The organism is Kribbella sp. NPDC049174 (assembly GCF_043197365.1).
Lineage (GTDB): Bacteria > Actinomycetota > Actinomycetes > Propionibacteriales > Kribbellaceae > Kribbella.
Map to the genome: position 1 here is coordinate 1,579,079 of NZ_JBICSZ010000001.1, position 24,960 is coordinate 1,604,038.

Annotated in this window: 21 protein-coding genes; 13 read left to right on the forward strand and 8 right to left on the reverse strand. The window is 67.9% G+C overall.

The features are described 5' to 3' along the window. The 4 genes from ACGFIF_RS07435 to rarD all read right to left on the reverse strand — a co-directional run bounded on the left by ACGFIF_RS07435 (position 1) and on the right by rarD (position 6,704). The gene (locus ACGFIF_RS07435) at positions 1-3,687 is read right to left on the reverse strand and encodes a nitrate reductase subunit alpha (RefSeq protein ID WP_393152446.1); all 3,687 of its coding nucleotides are present in this window, start codon (positions 3,685-3,687) and stop codon (positions 1-3) included. After that, positions 3,684-4,961 carry an MFS transporter gene (locus ACGFIF_RS07440; protein WP_393152448.1) on the reverse strand — a complete coding sequence of 426 codons (1,278 nt, stop codon included), beginning with the start codon at positions 4,959-4,961 and terminating at the stop codon, positions 3,684-3,686. The genes ACGFIF_RS07435 and ACGFIF_RS07440 overlap by 4 nt, the downstream gene beginning before the upstream one ends. Before the next feature lie 127 nt (positions 4,962-5,088). Then, on the reverse strand, positions 5,089-5,598 hold the full coding sequence (locus tag ACGFIF_RS07445; RefSeq protein WP_393152450.1) for a GyrI-like domain-containing protein: 510 nt from the start codon (positions 5,596-5,598) through the stop codon (positions 5,089-5,091). 107 nt (positions 5,599-5,705) lie between these two features. Beyond that, a complete protein-coding gene (gene rarD, locus ACGFIF_RS07450) occupies positions 5,706-6,704 on the reverse strand; it encodes an EamA family transporter RarD (protein ID WP_393152452.1) in 999 nt (332 codons plus the stop codon). 107 nt (positions 6,705-6,811) lie between these two features. On the opposite strand from rarD, the gene ACGFIF_RS07455 reads away from it, so the two are divergent. Further along, positions 6,812-7,699 carry a LysR family transcriptional regulator gene (locus tag ACGFIF_RS07455; protein ID WP_393152454.1) on the forward strand — a complete coding sequence of 296 codons (888 nt, stop codon included), beginning with the start codon at positions 6,812-6,814 and terminating at the stop codon, positions 7,697-7,699. Here ACGFIF_RS07455 and ACGFIF_RS07460 read toward each other — a convergent pair. Further along, positions 7,681-8,301: a dihydrofolate reductase family protein gene (locus ACGFIF_RS07460; RefSeq protein WP_393152456.1), complete on the reverse strand. Its 621-nt coding sequence runs from the start codon at positions 8,299-8,301 to the stop codon at positions 7,681-7,683. The genes ACGFIF_RS07455 and ACGFIF_RS07460 overlap by 19 nt on opposite strands. A 180-nt stretch (positions 8,302-8,481) precedes the next feature. Between ACGFIF_RS07460 and ACGFIF_RS07465 the strand changes: the two genes are divergently transcribed. The 4 genes from ACGFIF_RS07465 to ACGFIF_RS07480 all read left to right on the forward strand — a co-directional run bounded on the left by ACGFIF_RS07465 (position 8,482) and on the right by ACGFIF_RS07480 (position 13,765). Next, entirely contained in the window at positions 8,482-9,780 is a 1,299-nt protein-coding gene (locus ACGFIF_RS07465) for an amidohydrolase (protein WP_393152458.1), read from the forward strand. 111 nt (positions 9,781-9,891) lie between these two features. After that, complete coding sequence (locus ACGFIF_RS07470; protein WP_393152460.1) at positions 9,892-10,713, forward strand: NAD(P)H-binding protein; 822 nt, start codon at positions 9,892-9,894, stop codon at positions 10,711-10,713. Positions 10,714-10,900: 187 nt separating this feature from the next. After that, positions 10,901-11,251 carry a hypothetical protein gene (locus ACGFIF_RS07475; RefSeq protein WP_393152463.1) on the forward strand — a complete coding sequence of 117 codons (351 nt, stop codon included), beginning with the start codon at positions 10,901-10,903 and terminating at the stop codon, positions 11,249-11,251. Between the two features lie 120 nt (positions 11,252-11,371). Next, entirely contained in the window at positions 11,372-13,765 is a 2,394-nt protein-coding gene (locus ACGFIF_RS07480) for an immune inhibitor A domain-containing protein (RefSeq protein WP_393152465.1), read from the forward strand. Between the two features lie 179 nt (positions 13,766-13,944). On the opposite strand, the gene ACGFIF_RS07485 is transcribed toward ACGFIF_RS07480, so the two are convergent. Next, on the reverse strand, positions 13,945-14,709 hold the full coding sequence (locus tag ACGFIF_RS07485) for a MerR family transcriptional regulator (protein WP_393152467.1): 765 nt from the start codon (positions 14,707-14,709) through the stop codon (positions 13,945-13,947). Between the two features lie 38 nt (positions 14,710-14,747). Here ACGFIF_RS07485 and ACGFIF_RS07490 point away from each other — a divergent pair, with 38 nt between their 5' ends. After that, positions 14,748-15,035: a hypothetical protein gene (locus ACGFIF_RS07490; protein WP_393152469.1), complete on the forward strand. Its 288-nt coding sequence runs from the start codon at positions 14,748-14,750 to the stop codon at positions 15,033-15,035. A gap of 29 nt (positions 15,036-15,064) precedes the next feature. Here the strand turns inward: ACGFIF_RS07490 and ACGFIF_RS07495 are convergent, their stop codons facing one another. Then, entirely contained in the window at positions 15,065-17,044 is a 1,980-nt protein-coding gene (locus ACGFIF_RS07495; RefSeq protein WP_393152471.1) for an amino acid transporter, read from the reverse strand. A 159-nt stretch (positions 17,045-17,203) separates the two neighbouring features. On the opposite strand from ACGFIF_RS07495, the gene ACGFIF_RS07500 reads away from it, so the two are divergent. After that, positions 17,204-17,743 (forward strand): hypothetical protein, encoded by a 540-nt coding sequence (locus tag ACGFIF_RS07500; RefSeq protein ID WP_393152473.1) that lies wholly within the window; start codon positions 17,204-17,206, stop codon positions 17,741-17,743. A gap of 22 nt (positions 17,744-17,765) precedes the next feature. Here the strand turns inward: ACGFIF_RS07500 and ACGFIF_RS07505 are convergent, their stop codons facing one another. Beyond that, positions 17,766-18,389: a TetR/AcrR family transcriptional regulator gene (locus ACGFIF_RS07505; RefSeq protein WP_393152475.1), complete on the reverse strand. Its 624-nt coding sequence runs from the start codon at positions 18,387-18,389 to the stop codon at positions 17,766-17,768. Between the two features lie 127 nt (positions 18,390-18,516). Here ACGFIF_RS07505 and ACGFIF_RS07510 point away from each other — a divergent pair, with 127 nt between their 5' ends. The 6 genes from ACGFIF_RS07510 (at position 18,517) to ACGFIF_RS07535 (ending at position 24,945) form a co-directional block, all read left to right on the forward strand. Then, positions 18,517-19,533, forward strand: a complete 1,017-nt coding sequence (locus ACGFIF_RS07510) for an alpha/beta hydrolase (RefSeq protein ID WP_393152477.1) — start codon at positions 18,517-18,519, stop codon at positions 19,531-19,533. Then, positions 19,521-20,879, forward strand: coding sequence for an ABC transporter substrate-binding protein (locus ACGFIF_RS07515; RefSeq protein WP_393152479.1), 1,359 nt, complete (start codon positions 19,521-19,523; stop codon positions 20,877-20,879). The genes ACGFIF_RS07510 and ACGFIF_RS07515 overlap by 13 nt, the downstream gene beginning before the upstream one ends. A gap of 74 nt (positions 20,880-20,953) precedes the next feature. Further along, positions 20,954-21,877, forward strand: a complete 924-nt coding sequence (locus ACGFIF_RS07520) for a carbohydrate ABC transporter permease (RefSeq protein WP_393152481.1) — start codon at positions 20,954-20,956, stop codon at positions 21,875-21,877. Next, a complete protein-coding gene (locus ACGFIF_RS07525) occupies positions 21,874-22,698 on the forward strand; it encodes a carbohydrate ABC transporter permease (protein ID WP_393152483.1) in 825 nt (274 codons plus the stop codon). Before ACGFIF_RS07520 ends, ACGFIF_RS07525 begins: the two co-directional genes overlap by 4 nt. Further along, positions 22,695-23,669, forward strand: coding sequence for an alcohol dehydrogenase catalytic domain-containing protein (locus tag ACGFIF_RS07530; RefSeq protein ID WP_393152485.1), 975 nt, complete (start codon positions 22,695-22,697; stop codon positions 23,667-23,669). Before ACGFIF_RS07525 ends, ACGFIF_RS07530 begins: the two co-directional genes overlap by 4 nt. A 43-nt stretch (positions 23,670-23,712) precedes the next feature. After that, complete coding sequence (locus ACGFIF_RS07535; RefSeq protein WP_393152487.1) at positions 23,713-24,945, forward strand: PucR family transcriptional regulator; 1,233 nt, start codon at positions 23,713-23,715, stop codon at positions 24,943-24,945. Positions 24,946-24,960 lie beyond the last annotated feature (15 nt).

Consider the following 24,960-nt stretch of genomic DNA (forward strand, 5'->3'; position numbering starts at 1 on the left):
TCAGTACTGAACTTCCTGAGCGCGGCGCCGGATCACGGTCACCTCGTCGCGCTGGTTCCCGGTCGGGCCGAGGTAGTTGAACGCGAAGGACAGTTGGGCGTAGCCGCCGATCAGGTGGGTCGGCTTGATCAGCAGCCGGGTCAGCGAGTTGTGGATGCCGCCGCGCTTCTTCGAGGTCTCGGCGATCGGTACGTCGATCAACCGGTCCTGCGCGTGGTGCATGTAGACCGTGCCCTCGGGCATCCGGTGCGACACGATCGCCCGTGCCACCACGACCCCGTTGCGGTTGACCGCCTCGATCCAGTCGTTGTCCGCGATCCCGACCTTGGCCGCGTCCTTGTCACTCATCCAGATCGTCTGGCCGCCGCGGGACAGCGACAACATGAACAGGTTGTCCTGGTACTCCGAGTGGATCGACCACTTGCTGTGCGGGGTCAGGTAGCGAACCGTCACTCCGTGCTCGGTGACCGAGCCGATCTCCGGTTCGGCGAACAGTGCGCCCATGTCCAGCGGTGGCCGGTAGACCGGCAGGTTCTCGCCGAGTTCGGCGATCCAGTCGTGGTCGAGGAAGAAGTGCTGCCGGCCGGTCAGCGTGTGCCAGGGCTTGAGCCGTTCGACGTTGATGGTGAACGGCGAGTACCGCCGGCCGCCGGATTCCGAGCCCGACCACTCCGGTGAGGTGATGACCGGCACCGGGGCGGCCTGCGTGTCGGCGAACGTGATCCGCTTGCCCTCGTTCTCCGCGGCCAGGTCATGGAGAGACTTGCCGACCCGGGTCTCGAGGGTCTTGAATCCCTCGGTCGCGAGGCGGCCGTTCGTCGTACCGGACAGCGCCAGGATCGCCTCGCAGGCGTGGACGTCGCGCTTCAGCGACGGGCGGCCGTCGGCCGGCCCGCCGCGGACGGCGCCGTTCTTCGCCCGCAGGTAGTCGACCGACTCGGTCACGTCGTAGGTGACGCCCTTGGTCGTCGCGCCGAGTTTGTCCATCAGCGGTCCGAGCGCCGACATCTTGGCCGCGACGGCGCCGTAGTCCCGTTCGACCTCGACCAGCTTGGGCATTGTCACGCCAGGCACTGGTTCGCACTCACCCGCCTTCCAGTCGCGGACGATGCCGTGCGGGTTCGCCAGTTCGTCGGGCGTGTCGTGCAGCAGCGGTACGGCGACGACGTCGCGACGTACCCCGAGATGCTCGGCGGCGAGCTCACTGAACTTCTCCGCGATCGTCTGCCAGGCGTCCCAGTCGGTGCGGGTCTGCCAGGGCGGCGCGATGGCGGGGTTGAAGGAGTGGATGAACGGGTGCATGTCGGTGGTGTTGAGGTCGTGCTTCTCGTACCACGTCGCCGCCGGCAGGACGACGTCCGAGAACAGCGTCGTACTGGTCTGCCGGAAGTCCAGTGTGAGCAGGAGATCGAGCTTTCCCCGCGGCGCTTCGTCGTGCCACTCGACTTCGCGCGGACGGGCGCCCTCAGCGGCCCGCAATGAGGAGCCTGCGCCGAGCAGGTGCTCGAGGAAGTACTCGTTGCCCTTGGCCGAGGATCCGAGCAGGTTGGCCCGCCAGACCGAGAGGATCCGCGGGAAGTTCTCGGGGGAGTCCGGGTCCTCGCAGGCGAACCGGAGGTTGCCGGACTTGAGCTGGTCGACCACGTGCTCGGCGACCGGACGTCCCGCTGCCCGAGCGTCGTCGGCCAGGTCGTGCGGATTGCGATCGAAGGTCGGGTACGACGGCATCCAGCCGAGCCGGGCGCTGAGCGCGATGAGATCGGCCGTTGACTTCCCGGCCAGCTGTCCCTGTCCTTGCGTCGCCGCCAACGTGTCCGCGCCGAACGGGTCGTAACGGAACTGATCGGTGTGCAGGTACCAGTACGCCGTCTGGATCATCTGCCGCGGCGGTCGCGACCAGTCCAGCCCGAACGCGAGCTGGGCCCAGCCGGTGATCGGCCGGCACTTCTCCTGACCGACGTAATGAGCCCAACCGCCACCGTTGACACCCTGGCAGCCGGTCAGGGTGGTCAACGCGAGGAAGGCGCGATAGATCGTGTCGGAGTGGAACCAGTGGTTGGTGCCCGCACCCATCACGATCATCGAGCGGCCACGTGAGTCTTCGGCGTTCTGCGCGAACTCCCGGGCGATCCGGGCAGCGGCTGCCGCCGGGACCCCGGTGATGCGCTCCTGCCAGGCCGGTGTGTACGGCGCGTCGTCGTCGTACGAGTCCGGCCAGTCGCCTGGCAGTCCGGGGCGGGCGACGCCGTACTGGGCGAGCATCAAGTCGTAGACGGTCGTGACCAGGTGGCCGCCCACTCGTCGTACCGGGACACCGCGCAGCAGGTCTCCCGCCGAGCCATCGCCGGTGTCGAAGCGTGGCAGCCGGAGCTCCACGGTCTCTCCGCCGGCCAGTGACAGCATCGGATCGACCGACCCCAGGTCCAAGTTCCACTTGCCCTGACCGGATTCCCCGAAGCGGTGACCGAGCGACCCGTTCGGTACGACGGGCTGATCGGTGACCGAATCCAGCACCACGGTCTTGAAATCGGCGTTGTCTTCGGTGGTGCCCGGGAGATCGGCCGCGGTGAGGAACTTGCCGGGCCGGTAGGTGCCGCCGACATCGTCGAGGCGGACCAGGTAGGGGAGATCCGTGTAGGCCTTCGCGTAGGCGGTGAAGTACGGCGTCTCCCGGTCGACGAAGAACTCCTTCAGGATCACGTGGCCCATCGCCATCGCCAGCGCGCCGTCCGTACCAGGTGCCGCAGGCAACCACTCGTCGGCGAACTTCACGTTGTCGGCGTAGTCCGGCGACACCGCGATCACCTTCTGCCCGCGGTACCGCGCCTCGGCCATCCAGTGTGCGTCCGGCGTCCGCGTCACCGGCAGGTTCGAGCCCCACATGATCAGGTACCCGGCGTCCCACCAGTCCCCGGACTCCGGTACGTCGGTCTGGTCGCCGAACACCTGTGGGGAGGCCACCGGAAGGTCGGCGTACCAGTCGTAGAACGACAGCATCGTGCCGCCGATCAGCGAGGTGAACCGGGCTCCGGAGGCATGCGAGACCATCGACATCGCGGGGATCGGGGAGAACCCGGCGATCCGGTCCGGACCCCACTTCTTCAGCGTGTGCACGTACGCGGCGGCGATGAGTTCGGTGGCCTCCTCCCAGGTCGCACGGATCAGGCCGCCCTTGCCGCGGGCGGACTTGTACTGCCGGGCGCGCGCAGGGTTGTCGACGATGTGAGCCCACGCGGCCACCGGGTCGCCGTGCTGTTCCTTGGCCTCGCGGTACATCTGCAGGAGCACGCCACGGACGTAGGGGTAGCGGATGCGGGTGGGGGAGTAGGTGTACCAGGAGAAGGCCGCGCCGCGCGGGCAGCCGCGGGGCTCGTACTCAGGCTTGTCGGGACCGACGGACGGATAGTCGGTCTGCTGGGTCTCCCAGGTGATGATGCCGTCCTTGACGTATACCTTCCACGAGCACGAACCGGTGCAGTTCACGCCGTGGGTCGAGCGGACCACCTTGTCGTGGCTCCAGCGGTCGCGGTAGAAGTCGTCGGCCCCGCGGCCGCCGGTCTTGTGCAGGGTGCGCAGGTCGTCGGACACCTCGGACCTGGTGAAGTAGCGGCGAGTCCGGACCAGGGCCTCGGTCAGCCCTCCGTCCAGTCCCGGTTGGCCATGTTCTGGACGAGCCCCAGTGCTCATGCAGCTTCCTCGCTGGTCGACTGCTCCGGACGGGTTCTCTGGTTCGCGGTCTTTCTCACGATCGTCACAGTCAGCACCAGCGTCAAGGCTGCGGTGACGGACAGCAACATCAGCCCGATCCCGTACGAGTCGGTGCGGCCGTAGACATAGCCCATGATCAGCGGGGGCACGAATCCGCCGAGCCCACCGGCCGCACCGACCAGCCCGGTCACGCCGCCGACCCGGGCCGGATCGGTGACCTTGGCAACGAGTGCGAAAGTGGCTCCGCTGCCGCCGCCGAGCGCGGCTGCCATGGACAGGAAGGCGATCGTGCCGACGTACTCGAGCAACGGGGTGGTGGAGGCCACCGCCGCGCCCGCGACGACGACCGCGTAGCAGGTGGCGAGTACGGGGATCGGCCCGAAATTGTCCGACAGCCAGCCACCGATCGGCCGCATCAGGACGGCGACCGCGACGAAGCCGGCCATCCGGTTGGCCGCGTCGGCGGCACTGAGGTCGTACGCGGTCTTGAGGTACGACGGCAGGTAGACCGAGAAGGCGACGTACCCGCCGAAGGCCACGGCGTACAGGATGCACGCCTGCCAGCTGATCGGCAGTTTGGCATTCGCGACCAGTCGGCTCAGCAACGATCCCTGGGCGGGCTTGCGGCCGGGCGCGTCCCGCAGTACCAGCCAGGCGGCCACGGCGTAGACGACGAGGGCAACCGCGGTGATGAGGAACGGAACCCGGTGGCCGACGTCGCTGTAGAGCTTCACAGTGGTCAGGGCGCTGATCGCCGTACCGCCCATGCCGGCGCCGAAGATTCCGACCGCGAGGCCCCTTCGTTCCGGCGGGAACCAGGCGTTCACGAACGGCACTCCGACGGCGAACGTGGTGCCACCGATGCCGAGAAAGAAGCCGCCGACCAGGAGCGCGGCGTACGAATCCAGGGCGAAGACGCCGATGAACAGGATCGGTACGACGGTCGCGGCGGAGACCAGCGGGAACATGATGCGGCCGCCGAACCGATCGGTCAGCGCGCCGACCGGGATCCGGCCGAGGGACCCGACCAGGACGGGCACCGCCACCAGCAGCGCAACGTCGGACTCGGTCAGCCTGCCGAGGGTCCCCTCGGTCCGGAAGAGCGGTCCGAGCGGGCTGAGCAACGCCCAGGCCCAGAAGTTGAGCGCAAAACCGAGGGTCGCCATGGCAAGCATCGCCCACGGCGACCGGGACGTCGCGGCCGACCGACCGGCAGAATGTGAGCCGACGAGGTCGGCGCGACTGGCATTCATTGCTCTCCTCGATCCTCCGTCCGGGTCTTCTCAGAATGCTCCTGGCGCATGGTCAATGCCCACAGGCCGACGGATAACGGCGCCTCGTGTCGTGGCGGCCCTGATGGAACGTGGCCGACGCGCATTCTCAGGCCTGCCGGCCGGACATGGTCAGCGTCAGGTCGCGTTCGGCGTTCTCGAGGCTGAACGGCTGCATCACCTCGGTCCGCCAGTGCCGCGGGTCGCGGTTCGGCAGGTCGTGGTAGACCTCCCATGCGTCGCCGGTGCGGGCGCCGTGCTCAGCCTTGAGCCAGGTGTCGATCGCGGCGTACGCAGCTGCCAGCTGCTCGTACGGGCCGACGTGCCAGGCCACGACCACATGCCCACCGGGCAGGCTCGACGGTCGGATGTGGGTGTCGCCGGCGATCCGGACAGCGATCGGCAGACCCGCTTCAACCTCGAAGACTCCGTCCGGCCGGAGGTGGTAGCGGGCGAACGGGAAGCCGCAGGGTGCGATGCCATGCAGGCGTAGGTACTCCGCGACCGCGTCGATGGCGGGGCGGAACCATCCAGCCACCTGATCTCGACGCAGGGTCGCGCGGAGTACGGCGGTCGGCTGCTCGGGAACGGTCCGTGATTCGGGGTGGTCGGTGCGCATGTGTCGACTCTCGCTTCCGGGAGCCTGCGACGTCAGGGCTCTAGGTCCCGAATCCACAGGCCCTTCAGCCATTCAGACCCGGCCAGCCCCAGGCATGCTCGGCCCTGTCACGCTCGTGCTGGCGGGGCTGTGCTTCGTCGTTGCTCGGCGCGGGGAGGTTCTGCGGGCGGCGGGGGCTCTGCAGTGAGCCGACGGGCCTGGCGGCGGAGCTTGCGCAGGTGGTGGAGGGTTTCGCCGGAGAAGATGGCCAAGGCGGTCCAGATGAGGACGAAGCCGGCGAGGCGTGCGGGGGGCATCGGCTCGTGGAAGACGAAGATGCCGAGGAGGAACTGGATCGACGGGGTGAGGTACTGCAGCAAGCCGAGGTAGGTCAGGGGGATTCGCGTGGCCGCCCCGGCGAAGAAGAGGAGAGGGATCGCTGTCGCCGGGCCGGCGGCGATCAGAAGCAGGGTGGTCGACCAACCGGCGTGCACGAACGCGGCCCGGCCGACCAGATCGAGCCAGACCAGATAGCCCAGCGTGAACGGCATGATGATCGTCGCCTCGACAGCGAGGCTCTCGACCGCCCCGGTCGCCGCCTTCTTCTTCAGTACGCCGTACGTCGCGAAGGTGAGCGCCAACCCGATCGCCACCCACGGCACGCGGCCGTAGTCGAACGTCAGCCACGCCACCGCCGCCACGGCGAGGCAGATCGCCAGCCACTGCGGCCGCCGCAGCCGCTCGCGAAACAGCAATACCCCGAGCATGACCGTGACGAGCGGGCTGATGAAGTATCCGAGCGACGTCTCCACCACCCGTGCGTGGTGGACGCCCCAGATATAGAGGTACCAGTTGAAGGCGATGACCACCGCGGCCACGGCGAGGAACCGTAGTGCTTCGGGCCGCTGCCTGAGCTCGCGCCACCAGCCGGCGCGGGGACGGATCCGCAGTAGCACTACGCAGATCACGAGCGCCCACACGAAGCGATGGGCGAGCGCCTCGACCGCGCCGACATTGTCGAGCAGCCGCCAGTAGAGGGGAAACAGTCCCCAGATCCCGTAGGCGGCGGCACCGAAGAGGAGGCCCTTGTCCAGTGTCGCCTGACCGTCGGAGCTGAGCTTGCTCATCTGTCTCTCCTCACTGGGCGGCCGCGGGATCCTGAAAATCAGCATGGATCGGCAAATAGATGACGTCTAATGCCAATTCTTGAAAATCACATTGATATCTTTGATCTATGCTCAACCTCGTCCATCTGAATGTTCTGGCCGCGGTGGCGCGCCACGGGTCAGTGACTGAAGCGGCACGAGAGCTGCACTATTCGCAACCGTCGATCAGTCATCACCTGTCGCGCCTGGAATCGGTCACCGGCGTGAAGCTCGTTCAGCGCGTCGGTCGTGGGATCCGGTTGACGCCGGAGGGGCAACTGCTGGCCAACCGGGCCGCCGAGATCATCGGCCGTGTCGACGCGGCGACCAACGAGCTGGCGGCCCAGGTCGGGTTACAGACCGGGCGGGTTCGCCTGGCTGCCAATTCGTCGGTGCTGAGCACGATCGTGCCGAGGGCTGTCCCCACGCTGACCCAGGCGTACCCGGGACTCGAGCTGAGCCTGATCGAGCGTCACCCGGTCGAAGCGCTGGAGATGCTGCGGCACGGCGAGATCGACGTCGCCCTCATCTTCCGGTACGCCCACGGCCCGGTCGAGGAGGACGGGTTCCGCCTGGTCCACCTCGGCGAAGACTCGATCTACCTCGTCAGCCAGCGACCCGACGACAGCATCGCGAACCATCGCGACTCGGCCTGGATCGGCGGTTGCGCGCGGTGCCAGGAAGAGGTGGTCACCGTGTGCCGGGAGGATGGTTTCACCCCACGGTTCGCCTCACTCAGCGACGACATGGTCGTCGTACAAGCTCTCGTCGCGGCCGGCGTAGGCGTCACGACCCTGCCGGGCCTAGCGCTCGAAGCCCACCGCCTGCCCGATGTCCACACCACCGAACTGACCAACTTCCGCCGTCAGATCTACGCCGCCACGTACGGCGAGCCGCCGGACCCGCCCGCCACCACCGCACTGATCCAAGCCATCCGGGAGACCGTCCAGCAACGCCCTCAGCGCAGCACGCGGTAGGTCAGGTGCGTGACCAGGCTCGCTGCCCGCGACTTCACCTGCTCGAGTTTCAGCGGCGGGACGCCCTCGAACAGCCGCGTCCCGGCGCCGAGCGTCATCGGCACGACGTGCAGCCGCAGTTCGTCGATCAGGCCGGCGGCGAGGAACTGGTTGATGGTGGTCGCGCCGCCGATGATCGCGACATTACCGTCGCCGGCCGCCTCGCGTGCCCGGGCCAGTGCCGACTCGATCCCGTCGGTGACGAAGTGGTACGTCGTACCGCCGGCCATCGGCTGCGGATCGCGCGGGTGGTTCGTGAGGACGAAGACCGGGGAGTGGTACGGCGGATCCTCGCCCCACCAGCCGTTCCAGTCCCGGTCCCACTCGCCACGCACCGGGCCGAACATGTTGCGCCCCATGATGAATGCCTTGGCATCCATGTTCTCGGCGATCTCGGCCTTGTTCTCGTCGGGAGTGTCGGAGTACCAGGCGTGCAGCTTGTCGCCCCAGCCGTCGCCGCCGTCGTCGCCGAACGGGCGTTCCTCGGTCTGGTTGAGCCCGGCCGAGTACCCGTCGGCCGAGATCGTGATGCCGCTGATCACCTTGCCCTTGTGTGTGCTCATTGCTCTACTCCTCGTGGCGACCTCCGTCGCCTTCGCGGTGAGCCTGCTTCCTGTCACGCATCAGCCTGGACCAGGCGGAGTATGCCGTCTAATGCCAATTCTTTGCCGAACACATTCACATCTTTGATGTGTGCGCGAGCTGGTCCAGCACCCGCCAGGGGCAGGGTGGGACGATGAGGCGTGCGGTTGTCCTGGCGGCTTGGTGTGGTGCTGGTCGGCTGTGTGGGGATTCTGCTGCTGCTTCCCGCGACGAGTCCCGGTCCGCCTGAGGTGATCTACCACAACGGGGTTGTGCTCACCCTGGAGGACGGGCTGCCGCGAGCCGAGGCGGTGGCGGTCCGCAACGGACGGATCGTGGCGGTCGGCTCCGACGACGACGTACTGGCGTTGCGGAGAAGCGCGACGCGTGTCGTGGATCTTGGTGGGCGGACGTTGTTGCCGGGCTTCATCGACTCGCACGCGCACTGGATCGGCGACGGGAGCATGGTCGGCTACAACGCCGATCTGGCGATCGAGGCGGCCCTGAGCCGGGGTTGGACGAGTATCAGCGAGCAGTTCGTCAACGGCGAGCGATTGGACGAACTACGCGCGCTCGACGCGGCCGGCGGGCTCCGGCTGCGCGTCAATGCCTACCTGCCGATGAACTTCGAGGACGAGAAGTTCGGCCACTGGTTCCGCGGCTTCGAGCCGCGCCACGCGTACAGCCCGCACCTTCGGCTGGGCGGCATCAAGCTGTTCCTCGACCACGACTGGGGCACCGACTTCCACTGGGAGCAGGCAGAGCTGGACGAGTATGTGCTGTCAGCGCACCGCCTCGGCTGGCAGGTGACGGCGCACACGATCAGTGCCGAGGCGCACGACCAGTATTTGACGGCGGTGGCGCGGGCCCAGGCCGCGCACCCCAACCCGGACGCGCGCCACCGAGCGGAGCACGTCATCCAGCTCCGCGACGACCAGCTCACCAGGATGGGGGAGTTGGGGATGATCGCATCCATCCAGCCCGGGATCCCGGGGGACCTGGCGGCGGAGGCGGGCTTCCCGGAACTGGTGGCTCGCGGCGAGACCGGTTGGATCGCCCGCTGGCGAGATCTGGTGGACAGCGACGTACGAACCATCGGCAGCACCGACACGCCGTGGCTGGTACTTGCGGTGGGCAACCAGATGCCGCACGGATCACCCCTCGAGGCGATCCACCAGGCGGTGACCCGGCAGAGCCACCTCGGCCGCCCACCGGAGGACTGGCAACTGGCGCAGCGCCTGACCGTCGATCAGGCGTTGCGATTGTTCACGATCGACGCCGCCGACGGCACCTTCGAGGAGAACGTGAAGGGCAGCCTGGCTCCCGGCAAGTACGCCGACCTCGCGATCCTCTCGGACAACCCGACGACCGTCGCGGTGGACGCGTTGCCCGCCATCCAGGTCCTCGCAACCATCGTCGGCGGACAGGTGGAGCACTGCGCCGACACCACTCTGTGTTGATTGGACATCGTCTTGTTGGCTTGCCGGGCGCGGCGTACGTTGGCTTACAAGGTGGGGAAGAGCTGGGCGCGCGTTCTGTGAACGATCGCGTGACGGGGGAGGCGGCTGCAGATGATTCTCGTGACCGGCGCGACTGGAATTCTGGGACGGCTTGTTGTCGATCGTCTGCTCGATCGGCTTCCGGCGACCGACGTCGCCGTCATCGTCCGCGATCCTGACCAGGCGGCTGAGGTGGCTGCTCGAGGAGTCGACGTACGCCGGGGCGACTACGACGACCCGGACGGTCTCCGCGCGGCCTTCGCCGGAGCCGGGACCGTGCTGTTCATCTCGGCGCCGGTGACGGTGTCAGGACGCCTGGAACAACACCGGAACGTGGTCCGGGCGGCCGCGGCCGCGGAGGTCGGCAGGATCGCGTACACCAGTGGGCTCGGTGCGGACTTCGTCGACGAGGGCGTGCTGGGTGAACATCATCAGACCGAGGAGTGGATCGCGGAGAGCGGGCTGCCCGCTGTGATCCTGCGTCACCCCATCTACTCGGAGCTGTACATCAACCCGGGTCTGCAGACCGCGATCGAAGCCGGCGAACTGACCAGCAGCACCGGCGGCCGCGGACTGAACACGGCAACTCGTGCGGACCTTGCCGAGGCGGCTGCCGCCGCTGTGACAGCGACGGAGGTTTCCGCCACCTACAACTTCACCGGCTCGGTGTGGACGTACCCGGAGCTGGCAGAGGTGCTCGGCGAGGTGAGCGGACGCCCTGTCGCCTACCGGGAGGTCGAGTCCGAGGAGGGCTTCCTGGGCGCGCTGGCCGAGGTCATCCGCGCCGGGGGCTTCGAGGTCCAGACCGACGACCTGGAACGCCTTCTCGGCCGCCCTCCCATGTCCCTGCGGGGGACCGTCCTCGCGGCCCTGCCGGCGCTCCAGCGCCCCTGACTCATCCTGAAACCGGGCAGCGGCTCTGTTGGTTGCCTAGGGCCCGTTCCACGCGGAAGTGCGCGCCGGCCGGCCCCACAGACCGGGGGCTCTTCGTAGCCGGTGGGTCACCCATGGCGACCGGCGGCTCCAGATCTTCCCTGGTCGGCGTGCAGGGAGCAGGATGCAGCCAGGAGGGCGTCTCGCGATGGTCAGCTTGGCTAGCTACACGACGCTGTACATCACGGCTGTCCGCACGGCGGGAGCGGACAGCGTGGAGAACATCACCGCCGTGCAGTTCGACGGCGGCTACACCGGTTCGGAGGAGTCCTCGGTCGGTGACTTGCTCCGCTGGCTCGGCCGCAACGATGTCCGGGCGTATGTCCGGCGACCGGATGGCAGCCGCGGACCTGAGGTCGTGGTGGACGATCACGAAGGCCGGCCCTGTCTGCGGAGCCGCGTCGACGAAGACCAGGGGCGGGACTGCCTCTTGACGCTGCCACGGTTGGAGTCCGCCGCCAGGCGGCCCGCACACCGCCGCCGCGTGCTCCGGTGGTAGTTCTCAGCGGGTGCGAGATCTTCTGGGATCGCCGAACTGGTCGTAGTGTCGCGAACGAACACAGCTCGGGGGCTACCGCCCAGGCACCTGCACTGGGGCGTGACGATTCAAGGAGGAATCGTGCGCAGATCCGCTGCCGGACTACTAGGTCTGGCCCTTGTGACGACGTTCGGGACGAGTTTCGGCTCCGTCGGCGTCGCGGCACCACCGGTGGACACGACTCCCGCCAGACAGGGGGCCAAGGCAACTACCTCTGATGCCCTTCCGAACCCACAGGAGGAGAAGCGTCAGGCGTTGCGTGAGGAGGCCTGGAGCCTGCTCCTGAACGGCAAGGGAAAGGCCGAGAAGCGCGGCGCCAGCACGGTGATGAAGCTGGGCCAGAAGTCCGTCCGGCGGACCGATGCGAACGGCCGGCGCACGATCGCCAGGGTCGACCAGTACGTCGAGCTGGGCCGGGAGAAGACCGATCGCATCTTCGTCGTACTCGCCGAGTTCGGCAACGAGCGGCACCCTGACTACCCGGACCAGGACACGGATCCGGACACCCCCGGCCCGGCCACTTTCGAAGGACCGCTGCACAACGCGATCCCGGAACCGAATCGGGCGGTCGACAACTCAACGGTGTGGCGCGCGAACTACAACCGGGCGTACTACCAGGACCTGTACTTCGGCAACGGTCGCATCGCCGGGGTGGAGTCGGTTCGGCAGTACTACGAGAAGCAGTCGTCGGGCCGGTACAGCATCAACGGCAAGGTGACCGACTGGGTGAAGGTGCGGTACAACGAGGCCCGGTACGGCCGCAGTGACGGCTTCCCGTGTGCTTCGAACGTGTGCAGCAACACCTGGTTCCTGATCCAGGACGCGGTGAACCAGTGGGTCGCCGACCAGAAGGCGGCGGGCCGGACGACGGCGCAGATCGCGGCCGAGTTGAGGACGTTCGACCAGTGGGACCGCTACGACTTCAACGGCAACGGGAACTTCGACGAGCCGGACGGCTACCTCGATCACTTCCAGATCGTGCACGCCGGCGGCGACCAGGCCGACGGTGATCCGCACCAGGGCGAGGACGCGATCTGGTCGCATCGCTGGTACGTGCAGACCACTCCGGTCGGCGGTGGGGGACCAGTCGGCAACCCGCTGGGCGGAACCCAGGCCGGCGACACCGGTATCTGGGTCGGCGACTACACGATCCAGCCGGAGAACGGCGGCGTCAGCGTCTTCACCCACGAGTACGGGCACGACCTCGGCCTGCCGGACCTCTACGACACCTCCGGTGGCGGCGAGAACGGCGTCAACTGGTGGTCGCTGATGGCGCAGAGCCGGGTCAGCGCCCGCAACGACCAGGGCATCGGCACCCGATCGGCCGACCTGGACGCGTGGTCGAAACTGCAGTTGGGGTGGCTGGACTACGAGATCGTCGTGGCCGGGCAGACCCGAACGCACGTGCTCGGCCCGCACGAGTACAACTCGGCCAGACCGCAGGGCCTGGTCGTCGTACTTCCGAAGAAGTCGGTGACAGTCGAGTACGGCGCTCCGGCAGCCGGCAGCAGACAGTGGTGGAGCGGTAGTGGTGACGACCTCAACAACACGATGTCGCGACAGGTCACCCTTGGAGCCGCACCGGTGTCGTTGACCTTCCAGGCGAAGTGGGACATCGAGGACTGTGGCCCGGATCCGTGCGACTACGCGTACGTCGAGGTGGACAACGGCACCGGCTACAAGCCCGTGGCCGGGAACATCACCAAGGCTGCCGAGGGCAACGGTATCGACGGAACCACCAACGGGGCCTACGTCCCGGCCACCTTCGATCTGTCGGCGTACGCCGGCCAGACGGTCGGCCTGCGGTTCCGGTACTTCACCGATGGGGCGGTCAAGGGCAAGGGGTTCTTCGCGGACTCCATCCAGCTGACCGCGGGTGGAGCAACGGTGTTCGAGTCGGGCGCCGAGGCGCCGCCGGAGGGCTGGACGCTGGCGGGTTTCACCTCGATCGGTGCGTCGGTGACCACCGTGCACGACAACTTCTACCTGGCCTCGCACATCAACTACGTGTCGTTCGACAGGTACCTGCGCACGGGCCCGTACAACTTCGGCTTCCTGAACACCAAGCCGGACTGGGTCGAGCACTTCCCGTACCAGGACGGGCTGCTGATCTGGTACTGGGACACCTCGCAGGGCGACAACAACACCAGCGAGCACTTCGGACAAGGGCTGGTGCTGCCGGTCGACTCCCACCCGGTGCCGATCAACCGGATCGACGGTCAGCTCTGGCGGCCGAGGGTCGGCGGGTACGACGCTCCGTTCGGTCTGGAGAAGGCGGACTCGTTCACCCTCCACATCAACGGCCAACCCAGCTACATCCGTGGCCAGGCGGGCGTACCGACCTTCAACGACAGTAGGACCTACTGGTACGCCGAGCAGCCCACCGCTGGCGTGAAGGTGCCGAACAACGGCATCAACATCAGGGTCCTGGAGCGCAACGGCACGTCCATCAAGGTCCGCGTCTTTCCGCGCTGACCCCTAGCAGAACGACTTGGCGGGCCGGAACCCCCGGCCCGCCAAGCGGCTAGCCCGCGAATCCTCGGGCACGGACGTCCGTTTCTGGAGAGCGGCGCAGACCAACTCCGTGCAGTCCACCTACCGCCGACTGACGACGCCTGAGCTGTTGCGCTGTCCACCGGGCCGGCGTGGCTTGCCTAGCCTCGGTGGATGGCTTGTTCGAGTTGGGCGCGGATCAGGGTGTCGAGGCGTTTCCAGGCGGGGGAGGACGCGTTGACCGAGCCTTGAATCAACTGGGGCAGGTCCGGGTCGACCGTCTGTCCTGGGAGCTCGCCGGTGCCGTAGCGCTCGATCGACGCCTGGACGATGCGCCCGGCCAGGTCGGCGAGGGCGGGGTCTTGCGGGTCGAAGTCGTGGGCGCGGTCGTACTCGAGGTAGAGCCGACGCAGGGCGGGATCGGCTTGTGCCTGGGCCTGGTCGGTGAAGAGCTCGTACGCCTCCTCGGGATGGGTGGCGAAGGTGAGGATCCACAGATCTCGCTCCATCGCGACCCAGCGTGGGGTGAAGCCGAGTACGGCGAGCTGCTGAAGATGGTCCTCGACCTCGTCGGGGAGAAGCCGGTTGTGGCCGGAGGCGAGGTCTCGGAGACTGTCCCGGGTCGAGCGCATCGCGTCGATCCGGGCGGTGAGGTCGGCGTCGATCCGGGCAATGGCCGCCTGGAACTCCTCGCGGGGCGCCGCTCTGAGTTTCGGGATGTCGGCCAGCGGGACGCCGGCCTGGGCGAGGGTACGGATCTTGATCAGCTCGATGGCGTCCTGGGCGGAGTACCGGCGGTAGCCGGAAGCGTCCCGGTCGGGCTCGGGGAGCAGGCCCTTGGCGTGGTAGACGCGGATGGTCTTGGTCGAGACGCCGACGTACCGGGCGAGCTGGCCGATGGTGATCACGCCACCAGCGTCTCGCACTTGACCTTCCCCCAGGGGCAACCTCTCACCATGGCGGTATGACGAGTTCCGAGATCGACCGCGAGACGCTCCGGGCGTTGGCGGACGAGGGCAACGAGAAGGCCCAGGACCGGCTGGCCGACCTGGCCGACGAGCGCGGGGATCTCGAGGAGCTGAGCGAGTTGCTCGACGAAGGCTGCGAGCACGCGGGCGAGCTGCTCACCCGTCGGGCCGCGGCCAACCGCGACCTGCGGGAGCTGCAACGAATCGCCGACGCCGGCTACGCGGAGGCTGCCGACGTACTCGACCGATTGCTCGACAGCCCTACTGACGACAGCAACCGGTAGACGTGCGGTCTCGCACGCGGCGGGAGAGATCAGCCGACGTGGATGCCCGGTCTCCGGGCTGGGTCGGACTCGTGCTGGCGGATGATCTCTCGGACGACGGGCGCCGTGTCGCCACGGCCCAGAATGAGGTAGCGCAGCAGGTGACTGAGAGGGTTGCCTTCGGACCACTCGAAATGACAGTGCGGCATCACCGCCGTGGTGTCGCGCAGCGCCAGCAGGATCGCGGCGATGGCGTTGGGCACGGCAGGGCTGTCGGCCCTCAGAACGCGGTGGCCGTCGACCTCGACGCCCTCCACCCGCAGTACGTCGCTGAACGTTGACGGGTCGACCACGTCGATCTCGAGAAACAGGATGTCGGTGCGATGGGGGACCGGATCCGCGGTGCGGACGGCGGCCTCCTTCGCGGCGTACTCGGCGGCATCGCCGGCCTGCCGTTGGTTGGCGATGATGTTGAGGAAGCCGTCGCGACGGATCGAGTCGGTGATGAACCGGCGGGCTGCGTCGTCGAACTCGATCCGATCGGCACGCAACTCCGTCGTACGGGAAACCCGCGAGATCAAGGAGACGGTGATGATGCCGGCGATGAACAGGCCGGAGATGGCAATACCGTCGGGCTTCTCGATGATGTTCTCGACCAGGGCGTACAGCAGCACCAGGGTGAGAACGGTGAACGCCGAGGCCGCCCGCCGCTGGCCCCGCCGCCCGGCCGAGATGGTGACCGCCACGGCGCCGGACACCATCATCACGAGGATCCCGGTGGCGTAGGCACCCGCCTGGGCGTCGACGTCCGCACCGAAGGCGATGGTGATCGCGATGCTGATCGCGGTGTAGACCAGCACCACCGGGCGTACGGCGCGGCCCCATTCGGGCGCCATTCCGTACGACGGTAGATAGCGCGGAACGATGTTGATCAGGCCGGCCATCGCCGAGGCGCCCGCGAACCAGAGGATGAGGACACTGCTGAGGTCGTAGACGGTGCCGAAGCCTTCGCCGAGCTTCTCGTGGGCGAGGTAAGCCAACGCCCGGCCACTCGCGGCGCCGCCGGGCTCGAACTCGTTGGCCGGGATGAGCACCGTCGTGATGAAGCTGGTAGCCAGCAGGTAGACACTCATGATCAGCGCTGCCGCCGTGAGCAGCTTCTTCGTGTTGCGGATGCGGTTGGCGAGCCGCTCCTTGGCATCCTCACCATCGGCAGCGACCAGTGGCATCATGCTGACGCCGGTCTCGAATCCGGACAGGCCGAGCACGAGGAGCGGGAACGCGACGATCGCCGGTCCGACGACTCCGCCGAAACCTTCCCGGCCGGCAGTGAGTGCGTCGAGCCAACTCGAGAACGCGCCGGGAACGGTGGCGACGTCGTACAGGCCGACGACCACGATCACTGCGTTGAGGGCAAGGAAGATCCCCACCAGCGGGATCGCGACGCCGACCGCCTCGCTGAAGCCCTTCAGGAATACTCCGCCGAGGATCAGCAGCAGCACCACCGTGACCGCGACCTCCCGTCCGTGCAGGAAGTCCGGGGCGTAGGGATTCTCGATCAGGTGCACGGTCGCGTCGGCTGAGGACAGCGTGATGGTGATGATCCAGGACGTTGCCACGAAGCCGAGCAGAACAAGGACGAACAGCTTGCCCCGCCAGAACGGCAGGAGGTTCTCCAGCATCGCGATCGAGCCCTGTCCGTGCGGACTCTCCTTGGCCACTCGCCGGTACATCGGCAACATGCCCAGCAGCGTCAACGCGACAATCAGGAGGGTCGCGAGAGGTGACAGGGCGCCTGCTGCAAGGGCGGCGATCCCGGGCAGGTACGACAGCGTCGAGAAGTAGTCGACGCCGGTCAGGCACATCACTTTCCACCACGCGTGTGGCGTGGCATGACCTTCGCCGGCCTCCGGTCCGACCGGCTGAACCTGGTGGCGCAGAAGCCAGCCCACCAGCCCGCCGCCGACGGTAGATTGCTCGCCTGGCCCTTTGACGGTGGCCGGTACGACGTAGTCGTCTGGAGTGCTCACGCGGGTCAGGATGCACGACCTCCGGGCCATCTCGAAATCGGTGTTAGAGGTGTGTGAGAATCCCGCCGCATCGGCCGAACAAGCGCTACATTTCGCCGATGCCCGAGCGAATACCTAGGCTGAGGCCCGCGGCCGACGGGGCTTGGGGAGGATGTGCACATGGACGAGAAAGAGGACTTCCTGGCTGAGCAGGCGCGGCTGGTGGAAGCCGACGCCGAGCGCATCCGGCAGGAAGCCGTAGACGCCGCCGCCGACCCGGCGGCCCAGGTGGAATGGATCCGTCAGTCCAACCTGATCTACGGGGGACTGGCGGGCGCCGGCCTCGTCGTGGTCCAGCCGTTCCTGACGGAACCCTCGCTCGACCTGTCCGGGATGGTGTGCGTGATCGCGTTCGCCGTCGCCATACCGTTGCTGGCCGCGCTCCTAGTGCTGAATCGGCAGGAGGAGTTCCGGCGCCGGGCCACCAAGTCGCCGTACGTCGAGGTGGCCAAGGCGGTCGCCCAAGGCTCGGCGTTCGTCGGCCTCACGGCAGCCTTCTGGCACATCTCCATCGTCGCGGGGATCGTGTTCCTGGCCGTGGGGATCGTCGCGGTGGGAGTGCACTCCTCGGGATATGTCCGCCTGGAGTACGACTCGAGGTTCCGCTCGAGATTCCGTCCCCGCAAAGCACCCGACACCCTCAACCCCGACCAGCGCTGATGACCTGCCGGGAGGCGGGTCATCAGGAGGTCGTCATTTGCGTGGTCTGCTGTGCTGCCCATCGGGCGGCTGCGGCGGCGACGGGGATCGTCGGGTCGACCAGCCACGCTGCCTCCAGGCCGTAGCAGAAGGCGATGATCTCCATGGCCTTGAGCCGTGGGTCGATGTCGTCGCGCATCTCGCCGCGCTGCTGTGCGGAGCGCAGGGTCGCCGTCACGCGGTCGATCGTCGTCCGGTAGCCCTCGACCAGGCGTGGGTGGAGGTCGGTGTCGGGGCTGACGTTCTCCCCGAGGACGACGGTGTTCATACCGAGCAGGCTGTAGACCTTGTCGTCGTGCTGGCTCGGCCAGCTGCCCATGTGCCTGGCGATGATGTCCACGATCTTGACGCCGGGGTCGGGTCCGTCGCCCCACAGCCACTCCTCGGTGAAGGCCAGGTGGCGGTCCAGGACGGCGCTGAGCAGTGCCTCCTTGCTGCCGAAGTGGTACAGCAAACCGGTCTGTGACACGCCTGCTTCGGCGGCGATGTCGGCCAGGCTCGTGCCGCGCGCCCCGTTGCGGGCGATGAATCGGACGGCGACGTCGACGATGCGCTCCCGTGTCTCGAGACCCTTGGCCGAGGTCTTGGGCTTCTGGGCAGCGGGCACGGTCGATCTCCTCGCGATGGTCGGGACGGTCGCCGCCAAGCATAGACAACCGACTGAGTACTCGGTAGCTTTTGCAAAACAGACTGAGTACTCAGTCTGGAATGCTGGCACCGAGAGGACGGTTCCGATGAGTTCAGCGTTCCGGCGGGGATCCCCGGCCGTCCGCGACGAGGACACTCCGCCACGGCCGCACGAGCAGGTCCAGGCCTTCCTGGACAGCTCCGGCTCGTCGCCCGACCCGTGGAGCGCCGATATCGCGACCGTGCGGGCGGACGCCCGCGAGAAGGTCCTGGCCGTGACCGGCGAGCCCTCGGCGGTAGCCTCCGTCGAGTCGATCGACGCGGACGGCGTACCAGGTCGGCTCTACCGGTCCGCCGGCGCGGAGCGGGACGTGCTGGTCTGGACGCACGGCGGCGGCTGGATCCACGGAGACCTCGACACCGCCGACGGCGTCGCCCGCGCGTTGGTGAACCGGGCCGCCTGCGCCGTCTTGTCGATCGACTACCGGCTCGCGCCCGAACAGCCCTTCCCAGCCGGCTTCGACGACGCCTGGACCGCGGTCACGTGGGCCCGGCGCAACTTCGGCAGTGTGGCCGTCGGCGGTGACAGCTCGGGCGGGAATCTCGCCGCGGCTGTGGCGCTGAAGGCTCGCGACGAAGGCGTCGAACTGGCGGCCCAGTTGCTCGTCTACCCGGCGCTCGACAGTGTCGAGGACACTGACTACAAGGTCGCGTTCCGGCAGCGGTACGCGACCTTCGCGGGCCGGCCGGGCTTCGGCTCCAACAGCTGCCGGCGGCTCCAGCACATCTGGGAGACCTACGTCCCCGACCCAGCGGCCCGCAAGGCGTCGTACGTGTCCCCGCTGCATACCGAGTCTGTGTACGGCGTCGCGCCGGCGACGATCATCACCGCCGAACACGACTTTCTCCGCGGTGAGGCCGAGGACTACGCCCAGCGCCTGAGTGCGGCCGGCGTACCGGTCGAGCTGTACGAGTACCCGGGCCAGATCCACGGCTTCTTCGAGATGTTCGCCGTCATGACCGACTCGCATCACGCCGTCGGCGTGGCCGGCGACGCCGTCCGCCGTGCCTTCCAGTCCAGCCACCACAACGAGCCTTCGAAGGAGCTGTCGTGCGATCGCTGACCCAGTACCGCAGAATCGTCCAGGTGGCCGCGGTCGCCCTGGCGTCTGTGCTGCCCCTCGCCGCCTGTGCACCGGGCGGGAACTCCGAAGCCGGCCCGGCGCCGTCCAGGCCGGTGTCCACCGGTGTCGGTAGCGAGCCCGTCACGCTGAAGCTGCTCGTCAACAGCGGCGTCGACGTGCCGTTCTACACCGCCCTCGGCAAGCTGTTCCAGGCCGAGCACGCCAACGTCACCGTCAAGGTGGAGAACCAGGACTACGCCACCCTGACCACGAACATCGCCCACATCCTTGCTGGCAGCAACGTTCCCGACCTGGTCCGCGTCTCGCAGCTCGGCAACCTGATCCAGGACCACCTGCTGACCAACCTCGACCCGTATGCGAAGGCGTACGGGTGGGACAAGTGGCCGCAGTCGCAGTTCGCCTCCACCCGCGTCGGGCCGGACGGCAAGCAGCGCGGGACAGGCTCGCTGTACGCCGCCGGCGCCGGGTTCGGCCTGACCGGGGTGTACTACAACAAGGCGCTCGCGCAGCGGATCGGTATGACCCAGCCACCGGCGACCGTCACCGAGTTCGAGCAGCTGCTCGCCAAGGCCAAGGGCGCCGGGCTGCAGCCGATCATGATCAACGGCAAGGACGGCGGCAGCGTCTACCCACTGCAGAACCTGGTGATGTCTGCCGCGGGTGATGCGCAAGCCGTGCAGGACTGGAACTACGCCAAGCCCGGGGCGAGTATCGACAACGCGGCGACGGTGAAAGGCGCCACGACGCTTCAGCGCTGGGGGCAGGCGGGATACCTGCCGGCCGACGTGAACGACATCGACCAGACCCGGGCACCGGGGGAGTTCGTCAAGGGCAACGGCGTGTTCTTCCCGAGCGGCAACTGGCAGGCACCCGGACTGGACAAGGCCGGGTCCGGGAAGTTCGGCTTCTTCCTCTTCCCGCCCGGTGAGGCCGGCGGACCGTCGTACGCGATGACCGCTGCGGCCAATCTGGGGATCCCGGCGAAGTCGCCCAACGCCGACGTCGCCGCCGCGTTCCTGGACTTCGTGCAGACCAACGCGCAGGCGCGGCAAGACACGGTGACCCTCGGCGGCCTCGTGCCCGCGGGCCCGTCGGACGCCCCTGCTCCGACCGCGCCCTCGGGGTCGGCGGTCGCCGCCACCGTGACCGCGTTCCATGAACTGCTGAAGAGCAACGGGCTGGTCGGATTCCTGGCTGACGCGACGGCATCGATCCACGTCAACAGCCTCATCCCGCAAACGCAGCTGCTGGTCGCCGGCAAGACGACGCCCGAGGCGTTCGCGGCCAAGGTGCAATCCGACTACGAGCGCGACCTCGGGCAATGATCCCGGCGAACCGACCCGGAGGTCATGCGGTGGCGAGCATCTCGGACCCGCCAGTGGTGCGGCAGCCAGCGCCGATGGCAGACCCGTCGAGCGGGCCGGCCGCGACGCAATCCGTCGTACGGCGCCGCACCTCGCGGCGGACCCGGCGCTGGAGCGCGCTGCTCTGGGTCGCGCCGGCGTTCGCCATGTACGCCGTGTTCGTGTTGTTCCCGATGGCCCAGTCCGTTCAGTACTCGTTCTACGACTGGGACGGCATCGGACCGGCGACGCCGGCCGGGCTGGACAACTGGAAGGCGATCTTCACCCGGCCGGAGCTGCTGAACTCCGTGGTGCACGCGTTCGTCCTCGTCATCTTCTACACGGTCCTGCCGGTCGGGCTCGGGCTGATCGCGGCCTCACTCATCCGTGAGCTCCGCCCCGGCACGTTCAGCACGACCGCCCGAGTGGTGCTGTTCATCCCGCAGGTGCTGCCACTGGTCGCGGCCGGCATTGCCTGGACCTGGATGTACTCCTCGGACGGTCTGGTCAACCAGGTCATGCGTGCTGTCGGCCTCGATCAGCACACCCGGGCCTGGCTCGGTGACTTCACCTTCGCCTTGCCCGCGGTCGGCGTCATCGGAGTCTGGGTGATGCTCGGCTTCTGCACGGTGCTGTTGCTCGCGGGCATCGGCAAGATCGATCCGGCCCTGTACGAGGCGGCCCGGCTGGACGGCGCCGGCCGGATCAGCGAGTTCTTCGTCGTGACGCTGCCTGGGCTGCGACGCGAACTCGTCGTGTGTACAACGTTCACGATGATCGCGGCGCTGGCGAGCTTCGACGTCGTCCAGATCGCGACGCAGGGCGGCCCCGGCTACCAGACGATGGTGCCCGGCGTGCAGATCTACCGGCTGACATTCCTGCAGCAGCACGTCGGCCAGGCCTCGGCGCTCGCGGTCCTGCTGGCAGTCCTGGTGCTGCTGGTCATCTGGCCGATTCAACGTCTCGGGAGGGAGAAATGACGACGTCCGGGATCGCCCAGCGGGTCACGCGCACCGGCATCCTGCTCGCGCTGATGCTGTTCGCGATCGTGCCGCTGCTGAGTATGTTCACCACGGCGCTGGCCGCGCCGGGCAGCACGCCCCAAGGACTCAGTTGGCCGAGCGACCCGCACTGGCACAACTTCGTGGACGCGTGGAGCGCGGCGAACTTCCTCGCGTTGTTCCGCTCGAGCACGCTCATCGTGCTGGGTGTCGTTCCGGCCACGGTCGCCATGGCCACCGCGGCGGGCTACGCCCTCGCCCAGCTCAACGTGCCCTTCGGCAAGGCGATCTACGGTCTTCTGCTCGTCGGGCTGACACTGCCGTTCGAAGCGCTGATCACTCCGCTGTACTACGACCTCAAGAGCATGGGACTGCTCGGGACGCGGCTGGCGATCGTCCTGCCGCTGATCGGACTGCTCATGCCGTTCGGCGTCTTCTGGATGCGCGCCCACTTCCTCGGCGCCGAGCCGGCGCTCACCGAAGCCGCGAAGGTCGACGGTGCCAACACCTGGCAGACGTTCCGCCGTATCCACCTGCCACTCGCCACCTCCGCGTGGTCCGCGCTGGCCGTGCTCTTCTTCCTCGCCAGCTGGAACCAGTACCTGCTGCCCCTCGTCCTCGTCGACGACCCGACGAAGCGAACCGTGGCCGGCGGGCTGGGCGCCTTCCAGGGCCAGTACGGCACCGACATCGTGCTGCTGTGCGCTGGATCGCTGCTGATCATCCTGCCCTCGCTACTGATCTTCCTCATCTTCCAGCGCAACTTCGTCAAGGCGCTGATGCAAGGAGCCGTGAAGTGAACGACGCTCAGACAGCCCGGCGCAGCGTTCTCGTGGCGCCGACGACCTCTCAGCTGAAGGAGACCGAAGTCCGTGCGCCCGGGCGAGGTGAACTGCTGGTCGAGGTGATCGCGAACGGCCTGTGCGCCAGCGAGTTGCCCGCGTGGGTGAACGGTCCGGCCGAGGGCGCACCGAGAACCCTCGGGCACGAACCGGTCGGCCGTGTCGTCGAGGTCGGCGGCGGTGTCGGCACGATCGCGATCGGCGACATCGTCACCGGTCGGTGGACCGAGTCGTTCACCGAGCTGATCGTCGTACCGGCCGAGTACGCCGTCGTCGTACCACCCGGGCTCAGCTACGAGGCCGGCATCGGTGAGCCACTGGGCTGCATCGTCGAAGCGTTGCGCCGGGCCCGGCTCGACGCCGGCGACCGGGTCGCCGTGATCGGAGTCGGCTTCATGGGTCTGTGCCTGCTGCAGCTGCTCGCGACCAGTGCGGTGGGCGAGCTCGTCGCGATCGATGTGCGCGAGGACGCCAAGCAGGCCGCGCTGGCGTACGGCGCCTCCGCCGTAGCTCCCCCCGAGGACGTGGCCCACCTGACCGAGGCGTTCGACGCGGTCTTCGAGGTGACCGGCACCCAGAGCGGCCTCGACCTGGCCACCGCGCTGACGCGATCAGGCGGCACGCTGAACATCGTCGGCTACCACCAGGGTGCCCGCACGATCGACATGCAAGCCTGGAACTGGAAGGCCCTCGACGTCGTCAACGGGCACGTCCGGGACCAGCGACAACTCGCCGACAGCATCCGGCGCGGCCTCGATATCGCCGCCGTCGGCCGCATCGACTACGCGTCCCTGTTCACCCACCGCTACCCACTGAGCGCCCTCGACCAGGCCTACACCGACCTCCGCACCAAGCCCGAAGGCTTCGTCAAAGCCCTCATCGTCTTGAACAACAACGACCTCGGCACGGCGAGTGCTTCCTCGGCGTGAAGGGTGTGACGGGGTGCGTACGGTGTGCGATGCTGTGCCGATTATGGGCGAGGTGGTACGTCGGGACGCGGTGCGGGCCGTGGCGCCGCAGACTGCGGAGTCGTTGGCTCGGAGTGTGCTGCTGCAGTTGACTGCGGTGACTGACGCGCTGGTGGCGACCATCTACGAGCAGAATGCCGCCTATCGCGAGATGGACTCGGTTCCGCCGGATGACTTGTGGCGGTCCTGTCATGACAACGTTGCCCGGGTCATGGAGATGATCGCCGGTGCGGACCAGTCCGCAACCGAGGACTATTTCGACGCGGCGCGTGAGACCGGACGGCGCCGGGCCGAGCAGCGGATGCCGTTGGATGACGTGCTCCGCTCGTTCCGCCTCGGTGGACGGTTGGTGTGGGAGGCGCTGATCGACGAGGCCCGTGCGCAGGGCGTGGACGACTCCGATGCCCTCCTGGATGTGGCGAGCAAGGTCTGGGAGGTCGTCGACAGCACGTCCTCGCAGGTCGCGGCCGCGTATCACCAAGCGGAGCGCCAGCTCGTCCGCGCCGACGAGCGGCGCAGATCGACGCTCTGGGAAGGACTGCTGCACGGCCGCGCGAAGGACCGGGCGTTCGTCCAGGAGGCAGCGACAGTCCTCGACGTCCCCGTGAACGGCCCCTACGCGGTGCTGGCGATCGACAATCTGGTCGACGACGAGTGCACGGCGGCCTCGCTCAAACGGCGGTTGGCCGGCGTACGGGTCGGCTCGGCGTGGCAGGTGCGTACGCAGACGGTCGTCGGATTGCTTGCCCTGGGCGCGGAATCTCTGGACGACGTACTTCGCCTGCTGCGTGACGCCGTCCATGCGCCGGCGGGTCTGTCGAGCGTCGTACCCGGGCTGTCCGCGGTGGACGTGGCCTACCGCCAGGCAACGTTGGCTCGGCGGACCCTGCCGGCTGGTCAGGTCGACGTGGCGTCGCTGACGGAGCGCCTGCCCGAGGCGTTGTTGCTCAGTGCACCGGAGTTGGCCGAGCAGCTCGTCCAGTCGTGGCTGGTGCCTCTGATGAAGGTGCCCGCCGCCGAACGCCAACTACTGCTCGACACCCTGGACCGCTGGGTAGTCGCGGGCGGTTCCATCCGGCGTACTGCCGAGTTGGCGCACTGCCATCGCAACACGGTGATCAACCGGCTGCACCGGATCCACCAGATCACCGGCCGCAACCTGACCGACGCCGCCTTCCACGTGGAGCTCGGCCTCGCGTTGCGCGCCATCCGGCTGTTCCCGCCGCAAAGCCTTTGATTCGTCCGGCTGTGC